We start from the raw sequence: 21,194 nt of genomic DNA on the forward strand, positions 1-21,194 counted from the left end.
TGTTACCGCAGAAGCACCGATATCTTCTCGACATCGAACTTCACCGATCATGAAACACACCATGCCAAGCCGCGTCACCCCCGCTCATTCATCGTGGCGCGCCCCCACCGAGCTCATCCTTGGTGAAGCCCCCTCGTCACCGACCCCATCCGCCCCGGAACCCGCCCCGCCGAGCGGCGCGCGCCCGCACAGGAGACGGGCCCAGATCGGCGTTTTCGGCGCGCAAGCGCACTCCCGTGCGCTGAGCACCGAAAACGTCGAGGTGGGCCCGTATCCGCAGCGGGCGCGTGCCGCTCAGACGGCGGGCCAGATGGATCCGGCTCGCCGGCGCTCGGCGTAGGCCTCGGCCGAGAGCGCGTAGCGCAGGAGCTCGTTCGATACCGGGTGCTGAAGGAGCAGGCGGGGCTCCTCGGTCGAGCGGGCCATGTCGCGATCGTACCGGCGGAGGTAGTCGATCGCGGCGAGCGCGTCGCCGCAGAGCAGGTAGCCGATGCGGTGCTCGCTCCGGCGCAGGCCGAGGACGAAGGCGCGCGCGTCGTACGACACGGCGACGGTCGACGCGAGCTCCTCGAGCATCTTGCGCTGGCGGCGCCCGATCGCCCGCTGCACGCCGGGGAGCATCTGCTGCGTGGCGTGCTCGCGCGGGGGCGAGATGGCGCCCGACCCGAAGCCGGGATCGATCGTGCGGATCGACGCCAGCAGCAGGCCGTCGGTCGCCTCGGCCGGGATCTCGTCGAGGAACGTGAAGCCGACCGCGATGCGCGCGAAGAGGCGGGCGAGCGCGAACGTCTGCTCGAGCTCCGGGAGCTCCATGAACGACGTCGGCGCGACGAGGGCAGGGGGATCACCCGGGAAGACGCGGGCGGCTCCTTGCCAGGAGGGGACGAGGTAGAGCTCGAACGCCTCGATGCCGAGCGCGCGGCCCACCCGCTCGGCGAGCTGCCGCGTCGGGTGGTTGTCGCGCGGGCCGATCCGCTCGCGCGAGCTGATGCCGAAGTTGCTCAGCTCGAAGCGGATCGCCTTCGCGGCGATCGGCGCGATCGCGAGCGCCACGTCGATCCAGGGGCTCCGGGCCTCCGGGAGGAGCAGCCGGCCCATCTCGGGGCCCGCGAAGGCCCCGGCGTACGGCGCCTCCGACGGGACGCGCCGGCTCCTGAGCCGGGCCATGCGGTCCAGCGACACCTCGCCGAGGCAGGCGCGGACCTCCTCCACGGTGATCCGCTCCTCCGCGCGCCCGTCCTTGGCGAGCGCGGCCTCGAGCGCGGCGAGCGCCGGGCCGAGATCCGGGAGCCGCGTGAAGACCTCCGGATCGGGCGTCAGGACGTCCCGCAGCACCTGGACCGCCTCCGCGTTGCGCCCCGCGGCCTCGAGCCCGCGGCCGAGCGCGGTGCGCGACTCGGGCGGCGCGCCCGGGAGCGCGACGGCCTGCTGGAGGCGCGCGAGCCCGTCGCGAGGCCGCACGAGCAGGGTCGACTCGAGCAGGCCGAGCGTGGTCAGCCAGCGCGGATCGGCCGGGATCCGGCGGGACTCGGCGACCTCGAGCAGCTGCGCGAGCGCCTTGGCGTAGGCCGCCGCGCCCTCGCTCGTGTCGACGCGGTACAGGCGGGCGAGCGCCACCCACCCGCGCGTGTCGCCGCCGGGCGCGCTCACGATCGCGTCGCACAGCGTGCGGACCATGCCGGCCGTGTCGCCGGCGTCGCGGTAGGCGTCCGCGAGGCGCAGGGCGGCCTCGACGCGGGTGCCCGGGTCGGGCGACAGCTCGACCAGGCGCCCCAGCGCGCGCAGCGCGAGCGCGTGGTCGCCGCGCGTGACGCCGAGCTTGTGCAGCCGCTCGAGCGCGGGCCGGTTCTGCGCGTCGAGCGACAGGACCGCCTGGAGCGCGTCCTGGGCGAGCGCCGGGTTCGCGAGCGCCCCCTCGTACAGGTCGGCGATCAGGAACTGCGCCGCGATCTTCGTCTCGGCGTCCGTCGCCGCGGCCACGGCGCGCTTCAGGGCGTCGCGCGCCTCGAGCCAGACGCGCTGCGCGGTGAGCAGCCGCGCGAGCAGGAGCAGCGCGGCCGCGTCGTTCGGGAGCGTCTCGATGACCCGCCGGACGGCCGAGATGCCCACGCCGGCGTCGATCGCGCCCGGGCGCCCGTGGTGCTGCAGCACCGACCGGGCGATCTCCGTGCCGAGCAGCGAGATCGCCTCGCGGCTCGCGGCCTTGCCGAGCGCCTCGCCGAGCCGGTCGGTGAGCCGCTGGGGATCGCCCGCGAGCTCCTTGGCGAGCGCGCGCGCCGCGGCCACGCAGCTCGGATCCGCGCGGAGCGCGCTCTCGTACAGCTCGAGCGCGCGCGCGCGGCCCTCGGGGGACGCGTCCTCGGCGGTGAGCTCCGCCGCGCGCACGAGGTGCATCGCGCGCGCGGGCGCTCCGAGGACGAGGTCGGCGAGCGCCAGCTGGGCCGCGATCACGCTCGCGCGGTCGCCGAGGCGCTGCGCGAGCCGATCGAGCCCGCGCGCCGCGATGACGCTCTCCGGCCACAGCCCGAGGGCGTTGCGGAAGCCGGCGAGCGCCGCGCGGGCGGCGGCGGGGTCCGCGTCGGCCTGCGCCTCCGCGAGGAGCGCCTCCTCGACGCTGTAGAGGGCGCGCGCGATGGGATCGGGCGTCAGCTCCCGGCTGTCGCGGATGGCGCTGGCGAAGAGGTCCTGCGCCCGCGGCGCGCTCGGATCCGCGGGGCTCGCCTTGGCGGCGATGCGGAGGATCGCCATGTGGGCGGCCGCGTCGTCGGGCGCCTCCTTCACGATGCGCGCGAGCGCCTCGAGCGCGGCGCTCGGCCCGAGCTGCTCCTCGAGCGACGCGATCTCCCAGAGGGCGCCGCCGCGCGCGGTGGCGGAGGTGAACACGTCGGCCTCCGCGCGCAGCACGGTCGCGAGCGACGTCGGCGCCTCGAGGTGCCGGTAGAGCTGCTCCAGCATGCGGAGCGCCGGGACGTGGTTCGGCACCACCCCGACGAGCCCCTCCAGGATCTCGACGGCCTGGCGCGGGCTGCTGTCCGCGAGGACCAGCGCGAGGGAGATCCGGAGCGCGTGATCGACGAGCGCCGGCGGCTTGCGCTCGAGCCAGCGCGCGTACAGCCCCGCGAGCTCGCTCGCGATCATGGAGGCGGACATCCCCGGCAGGCTGGACGCGCGAACGCCGGTCGCGGGCCGCTGCGCGACGGGCGCGCCGAGGCCGACGCCGACGCCCGCGCCGCCGGCGCGGACGTAGATGCGCTCCATCGCGTCGAGGATCGCCGGATCGTGCTGGCCCGAGGCGAGCGCCGCGTCGGCGCGGGCGAGGAGGCGGAGGGCGTCCTGATCGCGCCCGAGGGCGAGCTCCTGCACCTCGGCCGCCTGGAAGAGCAGCCGCGCGTGGTCGTCGGGCCGCTGCGCCTCGTCGGCGAGCGAGCTGAGGACCTCGACGAGCTTCTCGTAGTTGCCGGTCTCGCGGAGGAGCCGCGCGATCTCGATCCGGGGCAGCGGGTGAGCGGGCCGCTTCCGCGCCGCCTCGCGGTACGACTCCACGGCGCTGTGCGGCCGCTTGAGGCGCCGCTCGTCGAGCCCCGCGACCTCGAGCCAGAGGCTGAACGCCGCGTCTCCCGCGGGGTCGCGCTGGATGAGCTTGAGCAGCGCGCGCCGCGCCTCCTCGTACCGGCCGGCGCGCTCGTCGAGGCGGATGCGCGCGCGCAGCGCGTCGGGGTCGGCCGGGTCGATCGCGAGCGCGCGATCGACCAGCGACGAGGCCCGGTCGCGATCGCCGAGCCTGAGCTCGGTGACCTCGGCGGCGCGCAGGAGGAGCCTGCGCTGCTCGCGCGGGCTGCTCGTGAGCTCGGCCTCGGCGCAGAGCGCGCGCGCGAGCCGCTGCGCGTCGCCCGCGCGCGCGGCGTTGCGCTGGAGCGCGAGGATCGCGGCGCGCCGCTCCGGGTCGATCGCGAGGATCTTCTCGATCTCCTCCACGGCGCGGGCGGGCTGGGCGAGCTCGTCCTCCCAGATGGAGACGAGCTTCTCGAGCAGGCCGATCTTGCGCGTCGGGTCCTCCGTCGCGCTCGCGGCCTGCGTGTACAGGTCGAGCCGCGCCTGCACGCCGCGCGGATCTTCCTCGACGGCCAGGGCGTCCGGCGTGAGCAGGGCGGAGAGCGCGTCGAAGACCGAGCTGTTGCCCGGCTCGATCGCCCACGCGGCGCGCAGGATGGCGAGCGCCTCGTCGCGCCGCTTCAGGTGGCGCTCGGAGATGTCCGCGGCGCGGAGGAGCGCCGCGACCCGGACGGGCCCGGGCCGGTCGGCGTTGGCGACGGCGGTCCACACCTCCACGCGCTCGGCGTGGTGGCCGAGGCGCTGGAGGGCGCGGTCGAGCCGCTCCCGCGTCGAGCTGTCCTCGGGGTCGAGCTCGAGCGCGCGCGTCGCGTGGAGCGCGGCCTGCTCTGCGTCCCCGAGGGTGTCGTAGATCTCCGCGAGGCGGACGTGCTCGTGGATGATCGCCTCTTTGTCGGTGAGGAGCGCGAGCTCCTTCTGGCGCACGTTGGCGGCGAGCTCGAGCATGCCGTTCGCCTCGAGCAGGCGGATCAGCTCGCCGACCACGCGCCGCGCGGTCGGCGAGCCGGCCGGGGCCCGCGTCGACGCGCGCCGGAGGAGGGGCACCGCGTCCGCCGGGGAGCGGATCTTGTCGATGAGCAGCCGCGCCGCCGTGTAGAGCAGCCGCGCCGCGCGGTCGTCGTCGCTCTCGTGATCGGCCTCCAGGGAGAGCGCGCTGACGAGGCCGACGATGCCGTCGTGGTGCACGAGGTGGCGGCGGAGCGCCTCCCGCACGGGCCCAGGCCCTGGATCGAACGCGATCGCGCCCTCGAGGGACGCGAGGGCGAGCTCCGGCTTGTAGAGCTTCCGATCGAGCACGGCGGCGCGCTCGACGTGGACCCAGGCGGTGAGCTGGCCGTCGCCGTCCGGCCGCCCGCGCCCTGGGGCGTAAGCGGCGGAGAGCCGGTCGAGGTGCGCGGCGAGGTCCTTGGCCGCCTGCTCGGCGCCGCGGGCGCTCTCGCGCCGGAGGGCGATCTCGAGCCCGCGCAGCGACGCGGCGTGGAGCGGGACGAGCCGCAGCGCCTCGGTGAAGGCCTCGCAGCTCTCGGGCGTCCGCCCGAGCGCCTGGAGCAGGCGCGCCCGCTCGGCGAGGAGGTCGGCCCGGAGCGCGTCGGTCTCGGCGACGCGGAGCTTGTCCTCGACGACCTCGAGCGCGAGGGCGAGCTCGGTGCGCGCGTCGAGCACGCGGTGGACCCGCGAGAGCGCCGGCTCGAGCGTGCGGGACAGCTGTCGAGCGCGCTCGTACGAGCGGCGCGCGGCGGCGGGGTTCTTGAGCACCCGCTCTTCATGGATGCCGAGCTCGACGAGGGCGCGCGCCGCGCCGACCGGATCGCTGCCCTTGAGCCGCTCGGCGCGCTGCTGGAGCTCGGTGGCGAGGTCCGGAGCGGCGAGCTGCGGGCTCTGCGCGGGCGCCTCGGGCGCGTTCGGCTGCGAGCGGGGCGCCGGAGGTGGCTGGGCGGGCGCGTGCGCGGCGCTCTGCGCGGGCGCATGCGCGGCGTTCGGTGTGTGCAGGATGGTCGCCGCGTGCGCGGCGTTCGGCGTGTGCAGGACGGTCGCCGCATGCGCGGCGCTCTGCGCGGGCGCCGCGGTGCTCGGCGCGGGCGTGCCGCCCGGCGCATGCGCGGCGTTCGGCGCGACGCCCGGTATCGGCGTGCGCGTGGCGCTCGGCGTGGGTGCGCCGCCCGGCAGCGGCGCGCGTGGGGCGCCCGGCGTGGGCGCGCCGCCCGGCAGCGGCGTGCGCGTGGCGCTCGGTGCGTGCGCGCCGCCTGGCAGCGGCGTGCGCGTCGCGCTTGGCGCGGGTGCCGGCGCGGCGCTCTGTACGGGCGCGGGCGCGGCGCTCTGTACAGGCGCGGGCGGGGCGCTCTGTACGGGCGCGGGCGGGGCGCTCTGTACGGGCGCGGCGCTCTGCGCGAGCGCCGGCTCGATCGACTCGACCGAGATGGGCGCCGGCGACGAGCTCGGCTCGACCGAGATGGGCAGCGGCGTCGCGGTCGGCTCGACCGAGATGGGCAGCGGCGTCGCGGTCGGCTCGACCGAGATGGGCATCGGCGTCGTGCTTGCGTCGAAGGCGGCGATCGCCTGGGCCGCGCCGCCCGGCTGGGAGCCAGTCGCAGGCTTCCCCGCGCTCGCGGCGGAGCCTGGAGCGGGCTGCGTTGCGGCGCGGTTCGGGCTCGGCGGGCGCTGGCCTGGGCCGCGCGCCGGAGGGCGCGCCGGGGTGGAGCCAGGGGGCGCCACCGTCGTCTTGGACGCGCCTCCCGGAGGCATCGGCGGCGGTGGCCTAGACGGCGGCGCAAGCGACGGCGGCGCCGGCGGCGGCCCGCTCGCGACGCTGCCGTCTTTGCGGCGGATCAGCGGCGGTGGCCTGCTCGGTACCGGCGGCGGTACGCTCGGGGCCGGCGTCTTGTTCGGCCCTGGCGGCGGCGCGCTCGGCGGCAGCGGCGGGCTCGAGGCCAGCGGCGGGCTTGGCAGCGGCGGAGGGATCGAGGTCAGCGGCGCGCTCGGTAGCGGCGGTGGATTTGGCGGCGGCAGCGGGCTCGCGGTCGCCGGCAGCGGTTCGCCGCCTGTCGGCGCGCTCGCGGTCGCCGGCAGCGGTTCGCCGCCTGTCGGCGCGCTCGCGGTCGCCGGCAGCGGTTCGCCGCCTGTCGGCGCGCTCGTGCCGACGAGCAGCGTCTGCGCGCCGGGCTGAGGTTGCGCGCTTGCGCGCGTCATTTGAGCGTTGTCGGCCTTGGCTTCCCAGCCACCTTCGTCCGGCGATCCGGACAGGCTCGGCAAACCAGGCCGGCGCGACGCTTCGTGTTGCGGATCGTCCCCGTGGGCCACCGCCGCGGATGCTACACATCCACGTGCCTTCAATCTACAGTCGATGCGCCTGCTCGCTGGCGTCGCGCGCTTACTGATACAGGGGCGACCTACTTGTTGAACGGTGCTGTCGATGCGCAGCGCAGCAAGGCGAGCTTCATCGCTTTTCCGGCCGGGTGCGCCACGAGCAGCGCCTCTGCGGAGGCGGCGATCGGCTCGCCGCGCCCGAGGGCCGGCTCGGCTTGCAGCCCGCCTTCGAGCTCGCCTCGCGCGGTGAGCGCCGCGAGCTGCGTCGGGCCGGACGCGTTCGCGATCGCGAGCCATGCCGCTGCGCCCGCGGCCTTCGCCGGGTCCTGCCCGCCCGGGCCTCGAGCGCCGGGGAGGAGCGCCGGCACCCCGGCGCCCAGGCCCAGCGCGGCCTCGGGCGGGGCGTCCTGCTCGCGATCGCCGCCGACGAGCACGCGCGGCTCGCTGGCGCCGCCGAGCCGCACCAGCACGGCGCTGATGCGCCCTCCGATCGAGCCGCTCGGGGTGTCGTCGTCGCGGAAGGCGAGGATGAGCCCGTCGTCCTCGCCGAGCGTCAGGTCGTACGCGAGCACGTGTCCGTTCTTGGGGGTGACCGCGCGGGGCGTCGCGGTGAGCGCGCCCGCCTCGTCGAGGGGGACCACCTCGATCCACTGGTGGGTGATCGTCTCGCCTGCCGCGGCGGTGTCCTCGTCGCCGTCGTCCTTCTTCGCCGCGGCCTTTCGCGCCGGCTCCTCGGCGCGCGCGATGTACGCGAGCCAGTAGCCGCCCGGCCGGCCGATCACGCGCGGCATCTCGGCGTCGGTGCTCGGCTGGGAGACCGGGCGGGCCGACGTCACGGAGCGCAGCGTGCCCACGTCGGCGGAGGCGAGCATGATCCGCGATCGTTTGCCGTCGCGGGTCACGTCGTCCCAGACGATGACCGCGCGCTCGCCGGACGCGGCGATGTCGAGCGCGAGCGACTCGTCCCGCCCCTCGGCGAGCTCGGCCCCCCACGTGACGTGGTCCCCTTCCACCCTGGCGACCTTGATGGCGCGCCCGCCCGCGTTCGGCTCGAGCATCGCGGCGAGGATCGCGCCCCCGGCGCCTGCGACGACCGGAGGATCCATGTCGCCGCGCGATCGCGCGAGGCGGACGAGCTTCCCCTGGGCGCCGTCGGCCGACAGCGTGGCCACCATCGCGATGGTCCCGCCCTCGGCTTCTCGCTGGGCGCCCACGGCGAACCCGCCGGAGAACGTCGTCCCGCGGCCGACCTCGACGGCGAACGGCGCGAGGTCTTCAACGCTGTCCGCGCTGTCCGCGCCGCTGCCCCCTGCGCCTTCCTCGGCCCCGCGCGCGGCCGGCGGCGCGTCGCCGATGACGAACGGCGGCGGGCTCGCGGGCGTGCAGCGCGGGGGCGGCGGCTGCGGCGCCGCGGCGGCGTCGTCGGCGTCGCTCGGCGCGGACGCCGCGGGCGTCGCGCTGGGCGGCGCGGGCGCGTCACTCGCGCCGCCTCCCGGCGTGGCGCAGGCGCGCCACACCACGAGGCCGCCGACGACGAGCGCGACGGCGAGGGCCCCCTTCCAGGCGACGCCCTCGGGCTCCTCCCCTGGCGGTGGCTGTCGATCTGCGCCCGTGCTCCCCTGGCTGGTGTTCCGCTGGGTGGCGCGCTGCTCGGGATCCATGGGGCGTGGGTGTTAGCGCTGATCGCTCCGCGAGGGCAGGGGGAGCGTAAGCCGCGCAGCGCCGCGAGCGCGGCCGCTGCGGGCGAACTCGCGATGGGGCGCGGGCACGTCCCGTCGAATCGCTGGGGCGCCGGCGCACAGGCCTGTTGCGCGGCGGCACCGTGGGACGATGGGGTGTCCGCTTCGAGCGGCGCCGTTCGCGCTGGACGTGCCGGAGCGCATTCACGCGGCCCGTCTCCTCTTACGTGTGTCCGGTTGCGCCGTTTCCAGGGCCTTGTTTCGACGCCACATCGGTGTGGCAGTTTGGCCGCCTCTACGTGGCGCGACGCCGGTTCGCTCGCGCTGAGTCGTGCGGATATCCATCGATGCTCGATATCAACCATCGAGGGACCATTTCAGGGCGCAGGACCCTGCGATATCACCTCCACCAGGAGGACGAGCGATCACCGAAACAGCCATCTTGTTCCCGAGCCCGGTGTGCGTTCGAACCAGGCCGATCTCGTCCACGACGGGCCTCCCGACAAGGCCCCTCTATGGATAATCAACGACCTGAACAACCATGGGGAGCCCACGCGCGCAGGCGAGCTCATCTGCATCGCCGGCTGGACCCACGAACGCGGCGCGCGCCGCGCTCCGGGCACCCGGGTGAGCCGAGAACTTCCCCTCCGCCGCCGGCGAGGCTAACGAGCGGCTGTCAGCTTCGTCCGTCCGGTGCCTGGCGCCGTGGCCCTCCTCTCTGTCGTCGTGATGCCCAGCCGTCCTCTCCTCGCCACCGTTCTCCTCGGGCTCGTCGCGCTCTGCTGCGCGGCCTGCGTCGGCTCCTCGCCCACGCCGCTCGCCCCTGCGCTCCGCGGCTCGATCGGCGTCCCGCACCACGGCGTCATCACCGACGCCGTCGAGCTCCCGAGGCAGGGCCCGGGCTACCGGCTGCTCCGCAGCAACGGCATCCGGTGGGGGACGGCGAGGCTGGTCGCCGCGGTCCAGCGCGCCGCGGCGGAGGTGTCGCTGGCGCGGCCGGGCGGCGAGCCGCTCGTCGTCGGCGACCTCTCCGCGCGCTACGGCGGCGCGACGCGGGGCCACCGGTCCCACCGCACCGGGCGCGACGCCGACCTCTTGCTTTACTCGCTGACCCCGGACGGCCGCCCTGTGCGATCGCCGGGCTTCGTCGCCTTCGGACCGGACGGGCTCGGGCGGATCAGCGACGGCGCCGAGGAGCCCGCGTCGCCGCGCGCCGGCGCGCCTCAGTACGTCCGCTTCGACGTCGAGCGGCAGTGGCTGCTCGTGAAGGCGCTCATCCGCTCGCCCGACGCGCACGTCCAGTGGCTCTTCCTGGCCCGCTGGCTCGAGGCGTTGCTCATCGAGTACGCGCGCGCGCTCGGCGAGGACCCGGAGCTCCTCTGGTATGCCGAGAGCGTGCTGCTCCAGCCGGGCGACAGCACGGCGCACGCCGATCACATCCACCTCCGCGTCGCTTGTACGCCGGACGAGACCCTCTCCGGCTGCCTCGGCGGCGGCCCGCAGTGGCCGTGGCTGCCGGCCGTGCCGCAGCTCATCGCGCCGTCGGACGGCGACCTCGCCGCTGCGTTGCTCGACGACCTCCTGCCTGGAAGCGCCGCCGCGGGCTCTCGCGTGGCGGCTCCCGACAGCGCGCTGTGAGCCACCTCCTGGCGCACGGCGATGCTGCCGACGTCTGCGCGGCGCTCCCCGCGGACGTGCGGTTCGATCTCGTCTACCTCGATCCTCCCTTCGGCGTCGGGACGACGATGACCGCGCGGGCGGCGCGCGGCCAGGCGCGCGGGCGGCGCAGGCCGGAGAGCGGGCCCGACGCGTACGACGATCGCGCGAGCGCCGACGCGCTCGTCGCCATGCTCGCGCCGCGCCTCGAGGCCATCCGCGATCGCATGACCGAGGGCGCGACGCTGTACCTGCACCTCGATCACCGCGCGGTCCACGACGCGAAGGTCGCGTGTGATCGCCTGTTCGGCCGCGGCGCCTTCCTCGGCGAGATCATCTGGGCGCCCGGCAACGGCGGCCGGGGCGCGCGCGGCTTCTCCGTCACGCACCAGACGATCCTCCTTTACGCGCGCGCCTCGAGCGAGCGCGGCCAGGTTGTCTACAACGCCGCGGATCCGACGCTCCGCGAGCCGTACGCCGAGACCAGCCTCGCGATGCATTTCAAGCACCGCGACGAGGACGGCCGCCTGTACCGCGAGCGGATCCTCGGCGGCAAGGCGTACCGGTACTACGCCGACGAGGGCCGCCGGCTCGGGAGCGTGTGGAGCGACATTCCCGGGATGGTCGCCAACACCCCGCTGCGCCGCGAGGCCACGGGCTACCCCACGCAGAAGCCGGAGCGGCTGCTGGAGCGCATCGTCCGCGCGTCCTCCGCGCCCGGCGCGACCGTCGCCGACCTCATGTGCGGAAGCGGCACCACGCTCGTCGCGGCCGCGCGCCTCGGCCGCCGCTTCGTCGGCGGCGACCGCAGCCCGCTCGCGTTCGCGACGGCGCGGGAGCGCCTCGACCGCGAGGGGATCGTGTACACGGCGTACGAGTCCGTTCCTGCCGCGGAGAGCGAGCCGGAGCGTCCCTGACCGGGCCCCGTCGAGCTCCCTCTCCTCGGGGGGGCATCTCCGATGCCCCTCTCTCCCTACTCCCCCTGGCTCAGACCAGATCGTCCGTCGGTCCCGCGCCCTCGCGGACGATCTGCACTTCGCCCTGGCTCAGGTCGATCACGGTCGTCGGCACCGATCCGCCGGTCCCCGCGTCGAGGACGAGGGCGAGCCCCGGGAACCGGTCGTCGATCTCCCCCGGATCGATGATCGGATCCTCCCCAGGCGGCGCCGCGGTCGTGCTGATGAGCGGCCGCCCGAGCGCGCGGACCAGCGCGAGCGCGACCGGGTGGTTCGGCACGCGGATACCGACCGTCTTCTGCTTGAGGTGCACGTACTTCGGCACCTCGCGCGTCGCGGGGAGGATGAAGGTGTATGGCCCGGGCAGGTAGCGCTTGAGGATGCGGTACGTCTGGTTCTCGACGATCGCGTAGCGCGCGATGTCGCTCAGATCCGGGCAGATGAACGCCAGGTTCTTGTTCTGGCGCATCCCCTTGATCTGATACACCCGCTCGATAGCCGCCTTGTTCATCAGGTCGCACCCGAACCCGTACACGGTATCGGTCGGGTAGCCGATGACCTCCCCTTTCTGGATGAGATCGATCGCTCGCGCGATCTTGCGGGGTTCCGGGTGATCGGGGTTGATGGGCTGGAGCACGGGAACGCAACCATGGGGCCGCCCGGTCGGCTCCGCCAGTGCTGGCTGCTCGGATGTTCGGCCAGCGTCGGGTAGCCGGGTACGGGCGCTACGGGTGAAGAGAGGTGGGGCGAAGCCCCGAGACGCAAGCCGGTCGCACGCACGACCGGCTCGAGGCGGAGATCGAAGATCCCGGCGCGGCTCGCTACTCCTTGAGCGCCTCGCTGCCGCCGATGATCTCCATGAGCTCCTTGGTGATCGCCGCCTGACGCGCCTTGTTGTACTCGAGCGTCAGGTTGTCGATCACTTCCTTGGCGTTCTTGTTCGCGGCGTCCATCGCCGTGAGCTTCGCGCCGAGCTCGCTCGCCATCGACTCGTAGAGCGCGCGCAGGATCGAGATGTCCACGTACATCGGCACGAGCCGCTCCAGGAGCGCGCCCTTGTCCGGCTCGTAGAGGAACTCCGACGCCGCGGAGGGCGCGCCGTGGCCGGCCTCGTCCCCCTGCTCCTGCTCCTTCGCCGGGCCGCCGGCGGGCGGCAGGAGCCGCTCGACGACGACCGTCTGCGTGATGGCGCTCTTGAACTCGTTGTAGACGAGGTAGATCGCGTCGATCTCGCCCTTGTTGAACGGGGCGAGGAGCTTCGCGCCGACGGCCTGGGCCGTCTCGAGGTTGAGCTTGTCCCAGACCCCGGCCAGGTACTCGAGGATCGGCGCGCCGCGGCGGTTGAAGTAGTCCCGACCCTTGCGGCCGATGATCGCGAGCTGGACCTCCTGGCCCGCCTCCGTCCGGCTCTTCCACTCGCGCTCGGCGCGCTTGTTGATGTTGGTGTTGAAGGCGCCGCAAAGCCCGCGGTCGCTCGTGAGCACCACGAGCAGCACGCGCCGCTCCGGGCGGGTCACGAGCAGCGGGTGCAGCGCCCTCTCGCCGCCGGCGAGCGCGCCCGCCTCGCCCTCCGCCCCGATCCCCTCCGCCGCGAGCGCCTCGGCCGCGGGAGCCGCGTCGCGCGTGATCGCCGAGAGCACCTCCTGCACCTTCACGGCGTAGGGCCGCAGCTCGGTGATGCGCAGCTGCGCCTTGTTGAGCTTGGCGCCCGCGACCATCTTCATGGCGCGGGTGATCTTCTGCGTCGACTTGACGCTGGAGATCCGCTTGCGAATGGACTTGAGGCTGGGCACGGCTGCCTACTTTTCCTTTGCCTTCGAGGCGCTCTTCCCGCTCTTCGACTTGGCCTTCGGCGCCGGCGCCTCCTCCTCCTCGTCGCCCGCGCCGTCCTCGTCGGCCGCGGTCGAGGCGCCGCCCGCTTCCACCGCGAACCGCTTCTTGAAGGTGTCGATCGCCTTGTTCATCCGGGACTTGAGGTCGTCGTCGAGGACCTTCTTCTCGCGGATGTCCGTGAAGATCTGCGGGTGCTTCGCCTCGATGAACTTGTAGAGCTCTTCCTCGAAGCGCGAGAGCGAGCTCACCGGCAGGCTGTCGAGCAGGCCCTGCGTGCCGGCGTAGATGATGAGGATCTGCTTCTCGACCGCCAGCGGCACGTACTGGCCCTGCTTCAGGATCTCGGTGAGGCGCGCGCCGCGCTCGAGCTGCGCGCGGGTCTTCGCGTCCAGGTCCGAGGCGAACTGGGAGAACGCCGCCATGGCGCGGTACTGCGCGAGGTCGAGGCGGAGCGTGCCGGCGATCGACTTCATCGCCTTGATCTGCGCGTTGCCGCCGACCCGGCTGACCGAGATGCCGACGTTGATGGCCGGGCGGACGCCGGAGTAGAAGAGGTCGGCCTCGAGGAAGATCTGCCCGTCCGTGATGCTGATGACGTTCGTCGGGATGTACGCCGACACGTCACCCGCCTGCGTCTCGATGACCGGCAGCGCCGTGAGCGAGCCGCCCGACTTCGGATCGCGGACGATCTCGTAGTCGCTCGCCTTCGCCTTGTCCGAGAGCTGCTGCTCGAGCTTCTTGATCTCGTCCTTCTTCTCGTCCTTGCGCGCCTGCTCGAGCTTCTCGAAGAGGGCCCCGTCGATCGTCTTCCAGAGCGAGTCCTTCGCCGAGTGCATCCCGTGCGCCCCGACGTGCGCCTTGCCGTCGACGCCGCGGTACGAGGCGTCGCCGCCCTCGACCTTCGTCCCCTTCGACACGACGTAGAAGATGTCGGCCATCTTCGCGGCGCGCTCGAGGAGCCGGGAGTGGAGGTAGAAGACGTCGCCCGGGTACGCCTCGCGGCCCGGCGGGCGGCGGAGCAGGAGCGAGAGCTGGCGGTACGCGACCGCCTGCTTCGACAGATCGTCGTAGATGCACAGCGCGTGGCGCCCGCTGTCGCGGAAGAACTCGCCGATCGTCACGCCGGTGTACGGCGCGATGAACTGGAGCGGCGCGGTCTCGCTCGCCGTCGCGGCGACGATGATCGTGTACTCCAGCGCGCCGTGCGCATCGAGCTTGTCCACGACCTGGCGCACCGTCGACAGCTTCTGGCCGATCGCGACGTAGACGCAGATGACGCCCTTGCCCTTCTGGTTGATGATCGCGTCGACGGCGACGGCGGTCTTGCCCGTCTGCCGGTCGCCGATGATGAGCTCGCGCTGGCCGCGGCCGACCGGGATCATCGCGTCGATCGCCTTGATGCCGGTCTGCATCGGCTCGGTGACCGGCTGGCGCTGGATGATGCCGGGCGCCTTCACCTCGACGCGGCGGCGCTCCTTCGTCTCGAGCGGCCCCTTGCCGTCGATCGGCATGCCGAGCGCGTTCACGACGCGCCCGAGGGTCGCCTCGCCGACGGGCACCTCCATGATGCGCCCGGTCCGCTTGACGGCGTCGCCCTCCTTGATGGAGCTCGTGTCGCCGAAGATGGCGGCGCCCACGTTGTCCTGCTCGAGGTTCAGCACGAGCCCCATCAGGCTGCCGCCCTCCGAGCCGCTGAACTCGACGAGCTCGCCGGCCATCGCGCGGCTCAGGCCGTGCACGCGGGCGATGCCGTCGCCCACCGTGAGCACGGTGCCCGTCTCGGTGACCTGAGCGGCCTTGTCGATATTCTGGATTTGCTTCTTGATGATCTGGGAGATCTCTTCGGCGCGGAGCTGCATGCGGAGTCCTCTGTCGGGAGACGCTTGGGCTGCGGAGTCAACGTCGTCAAGGTCGAGGGGGCGCTGAGCGCCGGGCCACGACCCATCATGAAACAGGGGGGCTTGCTCGCGTCCCCTCAGGTCCTGAGCAGGTTGTCACGGAAGCTCGACAGCCGGGTCCGGAGGCTGCCGTCGATCACCTGATCGTCGATCTGGGTCACAACCCCCGCGATGAGCGAGGGATCCTGCCTGTGGGTGACCGAGATCTTCCTGCCGGTCGCCTTCTCGAGCTCGGCCCGGAGCCGGTCGAGGTAGCCGTCGGTCAGCGGGCCCGCGCTCGTCACCACGGCCCGGGCGACGTTCTGGTCCTGATCGACGAGGAGCGCGAGCTGCCGCGCGATCTCGGGCAGCGCCGCGAGCCGCCGGCGCCGCGCCAGCAGAAGCAGGGTGTTCTTCGTCACGTCCGAGAAGGCGGCGCGGCCGCCGATCTCGCGGAGCAGCTCCTCGCGCGAGGCCTCCGGGATGAGCGGGTTGTCGAGGACGAGGCGGAGCTCCTCGCTCGCCGAGTACATCGCGCTGGCGTCCCCGATCTCCCTGGCGAGGGCCGCGAGGGTCCCGGTCTCCTTGCCGATCTCGAAGATCGCGCGCCCGTAGCGTCGGGCGACGGACTCGTAGCTCATGTCGCTGCTCCGGTGGTCTGGGCTCCGCGGCGCGCGCCGGCGGAGACGGCCGCGGGGATGGCCTTCAGGTACTCTTCGTTGACCCGGTCGAGGTCCTGCTGGCCGATGCGCTGCCGGAGCAGCTCCTCGGCCGCGGCGACGGCGTTCTGCACCGCCTCCTGGAGGAGCATGGCGCGCGCCGCCTTGAGCTCCTGCTCGGCGCGGAACTCGGCGTCGCGCCGCATCCGGACGCGCCGCTGCTCCGCCTCGGCGAGCACGTGGGCCTTCTCGACCTCCGCCTGCGCCGCGTGCTCGGCCTTGAGCTCGGCGAGCGTCTCCTCGAGCCGCGTGAGCTTGTCCTCGTACTCCTCGAGCCGCTGCTCGGCCTCCTGCTTGAGGCGCGACGCGTTGTCCAGCTCCTGCGTGATCGTCTGCTTGCGCTTCTTGAGCGCCTCCGCGATGGGCTTCCTCCCGAAGCGGACGACGATGAGCGCGAGCAGCCCGAAGTTCAGGACCGACGCGAGGAACGGCGGCGGCTCGTTCTTCGGATCGCAGGGGTTCTGCTCGTTGTGGTAGCGCCAGAGCAGCGCGTTGATCCCGCCCTTCGCGGCCGCCTCGTTGTTCACGCCGATGAGGCCGTGCCACCAGTTGACGTGCGGCGGCGGATCCGTCGGGCCGTGCCCGGGGCAGTGCTCTTCCCCGTGGGACGCCGGCTCGGGCGCCGGCGGCGGCGTGGGGCGCGCGCGCTGCATGCCCGGCGGCCGGAGCCCGTGCCCCGGCGGGAGCTGGCGGCCGCCCGGCCCGAGCGGCCGGCCGGGCTGCGCGTCGCGCGGGCGCTGCGGCATCTGCGGCGAGCCCGGCTGCGCTTCGGCAGGCGACGGGATGGGCGGGTGCCCGGGGGGCAGCGCCGGGTCGGAGCCCGGCTGCGTCTGAGCCAGCGCCGTGCCGGCGGCGAGCGCCGCGGCAAGGCCGAGCGCGAGCGAGGAGCGGCGGAGCGGCTTTTTCACTGGCGCACCTCGCGGCCGAGCATGCTGGCGGCGATCTCCGCGGCGAGCGCGGGCTGGGCGGCGGAGAGCTCGCCGCGCATGCGGGCGACCTCGGCCGCGATCTTCGCCTTGCTGTCCTCGAGGATGCGCGCCGTCTCGGCCCGGGCCTCGGCCATGATCTGCGCCTCGATCTTCGCCGTCTCGGCGCGGAGCCGCTCTCGCTCGATCCCCGCCTCGCGCCGGACCTTCTCGATCTCGGCCTCGTAGCGGGTGAGCAGCTCGCCGGCGCGCTCGTCCATCTCGCGCGCTTCCCGCTTGGCGCCGTCGGTGCGCCGCTCGCGCTCCTCGAAGACGCGGAGCAGCGGATCGAACAGGAGCGGCTTGAGCACGACGACGAACGTCGAGAACAGGACGACCTGCGCCAGGAACGTCAGATCGAAGTCGACGGCGATGGGGCTGGCGCCGGACGCGAGGAGTGGGTGCATTGCGTTCGGGTTCACGGGTGCTTGTTCGGCGACGAGGGCGGCGCAGCGCGAGCCGCTCGCTGCCCCACGCCCCTCAGGGGGGCGATTTCGCGAGCCGGCACTAGCACGTGTCAGTCAAAGCTGGAAGGGTTCTCGCAGAGCGGACGAGCCCCTCTTTAAACATCACGTCTCCTGACGATGCGCCCGCGCTACAGGCTCGCGAGCGAGCGCATCATCTCGCCGAGGCCCGCCTCGAGATCGCCCTCGCTGGCGCGCGGCGAAGGCGCGCGCGCGCCGTCCTCGTCGCGGATGGCCTCGGCGGCGCGCGGATTGCGGAACCAGTCCTCGTCGAAGCGCTCGATCAGGCCGCGCCGATCGCGCGCGGCGAGGAGCGCCCCGGCGAGCCGGACCGCCGCGCCGGGATCGAGCGCCGGGACGACCCCGGCGAGCGCGCCCGGGATCGGCGCGCCGAGCGCGCGCGCGGTGGTCTCCTCGAAGCGGTCGCTCCGATCGCGCGAGGCCCGGAGCAGCACGTGCCCGTCTCCGTCCTGGCCGGCGCCGAACACGAGCGCCACGGTCGCGGCGTCGAGGCGCAGCGAGAGGAGGAGGCTGCGCGCGGTGGCGCGCGCCTGATCGAGCGCGCGGCCACGGCCGAGCCCGAGCGCGCGGGCGCAGAAGACGGGATCGGCGACGAGCCCGCCGAAGAGCGCGGCGCGGCGCGCCTGCCGGAGATCGAACGGCGCGCGGGAGAGCGCGAACGGCCCGCGCGCTCCACCACCACGCGCGAGCGCCGCGCCGAAGCGGGCGAGCGCGCGCGCGAACGACGCCGCGCCGAGCGGCCGCGGCAACGGTCCGAGATCGATCGCGATGCCCTCGGTCAGCTTCGTCGCGCGGAACAGCTCCTCGATCCATCGCGGGCCGAGCCGCGCTGGCCACCCCGACGCCGCGTCGCGGCCGACGGCGCGCCCGAGCGCGGCGTGCCAGGTCGGCTCGAGCTCGATCACCGACTCGGTCCGGCGCAGCAGCGCCTCCGCGGCGCCGATCGCCGCGCCGGGAGGGTCGCAGGGGATCTCGATCGCGCGGAGGCCCTCCTCCGCGAGCCGCCGCGCCGCCTCGTGCCTCCGCTCGACGAGGACGCGGGCGGCGTCGGCGACCGCGCCGGAGCCTCGGGCGAGCGCCTCGGCGAAGATCTGCCGTCCGGCGCTCGTCGGGTCGGCGAGCAGCCTGAGCCGCGCCTCGTGGGGCGACATCCGCGCCGGCTCGGGCAGATCGATCGTGACCAGCGGCGCGTGCCAGGCCGCGGCGAGCCTGACGCGGTCGGTCCAGATGACGCGCTCCAGCGTGAGCACGCAGACCCAGTCGGCGAGGGGGGCCGCGAGGCCGGTCGGGTCCGGCGCGGCGGGCGACGTCGGGCTCGCGAGCCCGAGCTCCGCGCCGAGGCCCGGGGTCTTGCCGGTGAGCTCGAGGTAGGTCGTCCGCGAGCTGACGCGCCGGAAGGGATCGAGCGGGTTCTCGAGCCTTGCCTTCGCCTCGGCGGCGCTCGGGCCGTCCTCGTCGGAGGCGGGAGGGGTCGGACCGCGCCGGGCGAGGTCGCCGTGGGCCGCGCGCCACGCGCGCTCCGCGCGGGCGACGTCCCGGTCGAGGCGGATCAGATCGATTTCCATGCCGCCTATCCGTGCACCGCGGGTGCCGTCCCGAGCCGCCCGGCGATCTCGCCTTCGGCGCGCGCGAGCTCGGCCAGCCGGCCTCGTGTGGCGCCCTCGTCGCCGGCGACCTCGACGGCGAGGTCGACGAGGGTCCGGTAGTGCCGGGCCTCCGACGCGAAGAGCTCCTCGTAGAGCGGCGCGAGCTCGTGCTCGCGCGCCGCGAGCCCGTCGGCGAGCAGCCTGAAGCGCTCGCAGGAGCGGGCCTCGATGATCGCGCCGACGAGCAGCCGATCGATGAGCGCGGCCTTCGCGTTGCGCGCGCAGCTGCTCGAGGCCGCCTTGCGCAGCTCGCTCGCGTAGACGTCGGTCTCCGGCTTGCCGAGCGCGAGGCCGCGCTGCTCGATCACGTCGAGCAGCGCGCGGAAGTGCCGGAGCTCCTCCTCGGCGAGGTCGACGAGCGCCCGCGCGAGGCGCGGGAGCGACGGCCAGCGCGCGGCGAGGGACAGGGCGTTCGACGCCGCCTTCATCTCGCAGTGCGCGTGATCGGTCAGGAGCGCCGGCAGATCGGCGAGCGCCACGTCAGCCCAGCGCGGGTCGGTCGGTAGGGTCAGGCACAGCACGCAGGGCCGACCTAGAGCAGGCGCGCCGCGGCGAGAAGGGGCTCGCTCCGGACCCGCCGCTCTAAAAGCTATCGGACGAGCCGCGGGTCAGCCCGCTCGACTCGAGGTGGTACGCGAGCCCGACCACGAACGTGGTGGGTCCTCCGCCGGCGAGCGCCCGCCGCACGGTGCCCTCGACCGCGAACTGGGTCCCCACATAGGCGAGGCCAAACGACAGCGCGTGCTGGTCGGCGCCCTGGTCGAAGCGGTAACCGGCGCGGAGCGGGAAGTGATCGGCGACGAGGTACTCGCCGCCGGCCATCAAGCGGAAGGTGGTGTCGCGGTAAGAGTTGAGGTCGGCGAGCCCGTCGACCTCGATCGAGAAGTCGGCGGTGCCGAACCCGATGCCGCCGCCGACCGTGGTGGGGAGCAGCCCGTGGTCCGGGTAGGTGAGGTTCTGTCCGACGACCGCGATGTGCAGGTTGTCGGTCGCCTTGACGGTGAGCGCGGCGTCGAACGTGAACTCGTCGACGAAGGAGTGCCGGCCGACGAGCTTCCCGTTCTCCCACTCGCGCAGCCCGCCCGAGACGGAGCTGTCGCCGAGGCCGCCCTCGATCAGGGTCCCGTCCTGCGTGATCTTGGCGTAGCGGCCGGTGAGCCCGACGAAGACGCGCTCGGTGAGGGGGTAGGCGATGCCTGCCCGTGCGTCGAGGTAGGAGCGCTTGATGCCGCCGTCGTCCATGCCGACGAAGCCACCTACGAAGGAGAGCGCCCCGGCGAGCTTGCCGGTGACCGAGTCGACGATGACGCCGCCGTAAGCATGCCGGCCGGCCTCGGGGCTCCCCTGGAAGAGCGCCTGGAGGTGGTAGACGCGGGTCTCCACCATGGCGGACGGGTTGAGGAAGACGGCCGACGTCCCGTTCCCGAGGGCGCGCAGCGCGCCCCCGAAGGCCGCGGCGCGGGGGGTCTCATTCTCCCCATAGGCGTAGGCGAGCTGGGGCGGCAGCTCGTCGGCCGCCGCCGGCCCTGCGGCCGACGCCATCAGGAGCGCGCCTGCCGCCGAGAGGGCCCCGGCCCGCCAGGCGACCGCCGCCCGGCGCGACGCCCCCTCCGGCCGCTGCGCCAGGAGTGCCCCCCTTGTCAACCGGATCCCTGACGACATCGCCTCGCCATACCGCACACCTGGACCCCGGGGGCAAATTCTCGGCTCCTGAAAACCGGCGAACCTCGGTCGCTCTGTGCTGGACGAACTCCGTCTTCCTCAGAAAGCTGGAAAACCCGCCGCGTCGAGGCTCTTGACGACGAGATGAGCGGGTTTTGCTCTGCAATCGTGAGCGCGTCGTAAAAATCACCGCCCCGCGTCGGGAGTTTTGGCGCCTCGTGTCCGGCAGCCAGAGCTCGGTCGACGCGAAGCCGGCTTCGCAGTGTGTCAGGGACTGAATTTATAACAATACTATCGGATACTTGAGCCAAGTTTCGCAGTTGGGGATAGACGCCCGGACTCACCCGGTGCTACCTCCGATTCGTCCTCGGGGCGGTTCCGTGCCGCACCGGGTCCTCCAAAGGGTGGCCTCGAAAGGGGCGCTGCGGGTTACCGAGCTCTATGAGGCGGTATGGGGGACGGCTGTGCCGATCTGTCTTTCAATGCGATGGACCTCGACGCGACGGCTGTACCCCCACCTCGATCGGCGTGCTCGGCTGCAGCCGGGCCGGGCCCAGGTACAGGAGGGCTGTACTGTTCACCCGCAGCTGGCGGGAGCATGCGGACGATTCCCCGAGGACGAAGCGGCCGTGGGCGGACTGTTGAAAAGTCGACACGCCCTTCGATTACATTCAGAATAACATAGAGATCTCCAGGAGTTAGAGGCGAGTCCTCGCTGTGAGACCTGTGGATAAGTTGGGGGCGACGGTTCTTTCGGTCGCCCCCGAAACCTATTTTCGTGGAGCGGACTTCAGAGCAGCG

At 73.5% G+C, this 21,194-nt stretch carries 14 protein-coding genes; 3 read left to right on the plus strand and 11 right to left on the minus strand.

Annotation, left to right across the window (positions count from 1 at the left end; genetic code table 11):
- Nucleotides 1-294: 294 nt before the first annotated feature.
- Complete coding sequence (locus WMF45_RS51520; protein ID WP_437714909.1) at nt 295-6,135, minus strand: cellulose synthase; 5,841 nt, start codon at nt 6,133-6,135, stop codon at nt 295-297.
- Here WMF45_RS51520 and WMF45_RS51525 point away from each other — a divergent pair.
- The gene (locus WMF45_RS51525) at nt 6,095-6,775 is read left to right on the plus strand and encodes a hypothetical protein (protein ID WP_437714910.1); all 681 of its coding nucleotides are present in this window, start codon (nt 6,095-6,097) and stop codon (nt 6,773-6,775) included. The genes WMF45_RS51520 and WMF45_RS51525 overlap by 41 nt on opposite strands.
- A 223-nt stretch (nt 6,776-6,998) precedes the next feature.
- Here the strand turns inward: WMF45_RS51525 and WMF45_RS51530 are convergent, their stop codons facing one another.
- Nucleotides 6,999-8,576, minus strand: coding sequence for a hypothetical protein (locus tag WMF45_RS51530; protein WP_437714911.1), 1,578 nt, complete (start codon nt 8,574-8,576; stop codon nt 6,999-7,001).
- 723 nt (nt 8,577-9,299) lie between these two features.
- On the opposite strand from WMF45_RS51530, the gene WMF45_RS51535 reads away from it, so the two are divergent.
- Nucleotides 9,300-10,232: a penicillin-insensitive murein endopeptidase gene (locus WMF45_RS51535; RefSeq protein WP_437714912.1), complete on the plus strand. Its 933-nt coding sequence runs from the start codon at nt 9,300-9,302 to the stop codon at nt 10,230-10,232.
- Nucleotides 10,229-11,167, plus strand: coding sequence for a DNA-methyltransferase (locus tag WMF45_RS51540; protein ID WP_437714913.1), 939 nt, complete (start codon nt 10,229-10,231; stop codon nt 11,165-11,167). The genes WMF45_RS51535 and WMF45_RS51540 overlap by 4 nt, the downstream gene beginning before the upstream one ends.
- 70 nt (nt 11,168-11,237) lie before the next feature.
- On the opposite strand, the gene WMF45_RS51545 is transcribed toward WMF45_RS51540, so the two are convergent.
- The 9 genes from WMF45_RS51545 to WMF45_RS51585 form a co-directional block, all read right to left on the minus strand.
- Nucleotides 11,238-11,843, minus strand: a complete 606-nt coding sequence (locus WMF45_RS51545) for an L-threonylcarbamoyladenylate synthase (protein WP_437297057.1) — start codon at nt 11,841-11,843, stop codon at nt 11,238-11,240.
- Between the two features lie 184 nt (nt 11,844-12,027).
- Nucleotides 12,028-12,999 (minus strand): ATP synthase F1 subunit gamma, encoded by a 972-nt coding sequence (atpG, locus tag WMF45_RS51550; protein WP_437714914.1) that lies wholly within the window; start codon nt 12,997-12,999, stop codon nt 12,028-12,030.
- Nucleotides 13,000-13,005: 6 nt separating this feature from the next.
- Nucleotides 13,006-14,898 (minus strand): F0F1 ATP synthase subunit alpha, encoded by a 1,893-nt coding sequence (atpA, locus tag WMF45_RS51555; RefSeq protein ID WP_437714915.1) that lies wholly within the window; start codon nt 14,896-14,898, stop codon nt 13,006-13,008.
- 116 nt (nt 14,899-15,014) lie between these two features.
- Nucleotides 15,015-15,557: an ATP synthase F1 subunit delta gene (atpH, locus tag WMF45_RS51560; RefSeq protein WP_437714916.1), complete on the minus strand. Its 543-nt coding sequence runs from the start codon at nt 15,555-15,557 to the stop codon at nt 15,015-15,017.
- The gene (locus WMF45_RS51565) at nt 15,554-16,543 is read right to left on the minus strand and encodes a F0F1 ATP synthase subunit B family protein (protein ID WP_437714917.1); all 990 of its coding nucleotides are present in this window, start codon (nt 16,541-16,543) and stop codon (nt 15,554-15,556) included. The genes atpH and WMF45_RS51565 overlap by 4 nt, the downstream gene beginning before the upstream one ends.
- A complete protein-coding gene (locus tag WMF45_RS51570) occupies nt 16,540-17,022 on the minus strand; it encodes an ATP synthase F0 subunit B (protein ID WP_437714918.1) in 483 nt (160 codons plus the stop codon). The genes WMF45_RS51565 and WMF45_RS51570 overlap by 4 nt, the downstream gene beginning before the upstream one ends.
- A 173-nt stretch (nt 17,023-17,195) precedes the next feature.
- Complete coding sequence (locus WMF45_RS51575; protein WP_437714919.1) at nt 17,196-18,650, minus strand: hypothetical protein; 1,455 nt, start codon at nt 18,648-18,650, stop codon at nt 17,196-17,198.
- A gap of 5 nt (nt 18,651-18,655) precedes the next feature.
- On the minus strand, nt 18,656-19,252 hold the full coding sequence (miaE, locus tag WMF45_RS51580; protein WP_437548390.1) for a tRNA isopentenyl-2-thiomethyl-A-37 hydroxylase MiaE: 597 nt from the start codon (nt 19,250-19,252) through the stop codon (nt 18,656-18,658).
- Between the two features lie 61 nt (nt 19,253-19,313).
- Complete coding sequence (locus tag WMF45_RS51585) at nt 19,314-20,375, minus strand: hypothetical protein (RefSeq protein ID WP_437714920.1); 1,062 nt, start codon at nt 20,373-20,375, stop codon at nt 19,314-19,316.
- Nucleotides 20,376-21,194: the final 819 nt, after the last annotated feature.

The sequence above is a fragment of the Sorangium sp. So ce448 genome (assembly GCF_051520915.1).
Classification (GTDB): Bacteria; Myxococcota_A; Polyangia; order Polyangiales; family Polyangiaceae; genus Sorangium; species Sorangium cellulosum_B.

Bases quoted from the DNA above. Each gene is read 5' to 3' on its own strand.
- WMF45_RS51525 (WP_437714910.1), top strand. From the start codon at position 6,095: ATGGGCAGCGGCGTCGCGGTCGGCTCGACCGAGATGGGCATCGGCGTC.
- WMF45_RS51520 (WP_437714909.1), bottom strand. From the start codon at position 6,135: ATGCCCATCTCGGTCGAGCCGACCGCGACGCCGCTGCCCATCTCGGTC.
- WMF45_RS51530 (WP_437714911.1), bottom strand. From the start codon at position 8,576: ATGGATCCCGAGCAGCGCGCCACCCAGCGGAACACCAGCCAGGGGAGC.
- atpA (WP_437714915.1), bottom strand. From the start codon at position 14,898: ATGCAGCTCCGCGCCGAAGAGATCTCCCAGATCATCAAGAAGCAAATC.
- atpH (WP_437714916.1), bottom strand. From the start codon at position 15,557: ATGAGCTACGAGTCCGTCGCCCGACGCTACGGGCGCGCGATCTTCGAG.
- WMF45_RS51575 (WP_437714919.1), bottom strand. From the start codon at position 18,650: ATGGAAATCGATCTGATCCGCCTCGACCGGGACGTCGCCCGCGCGGAG.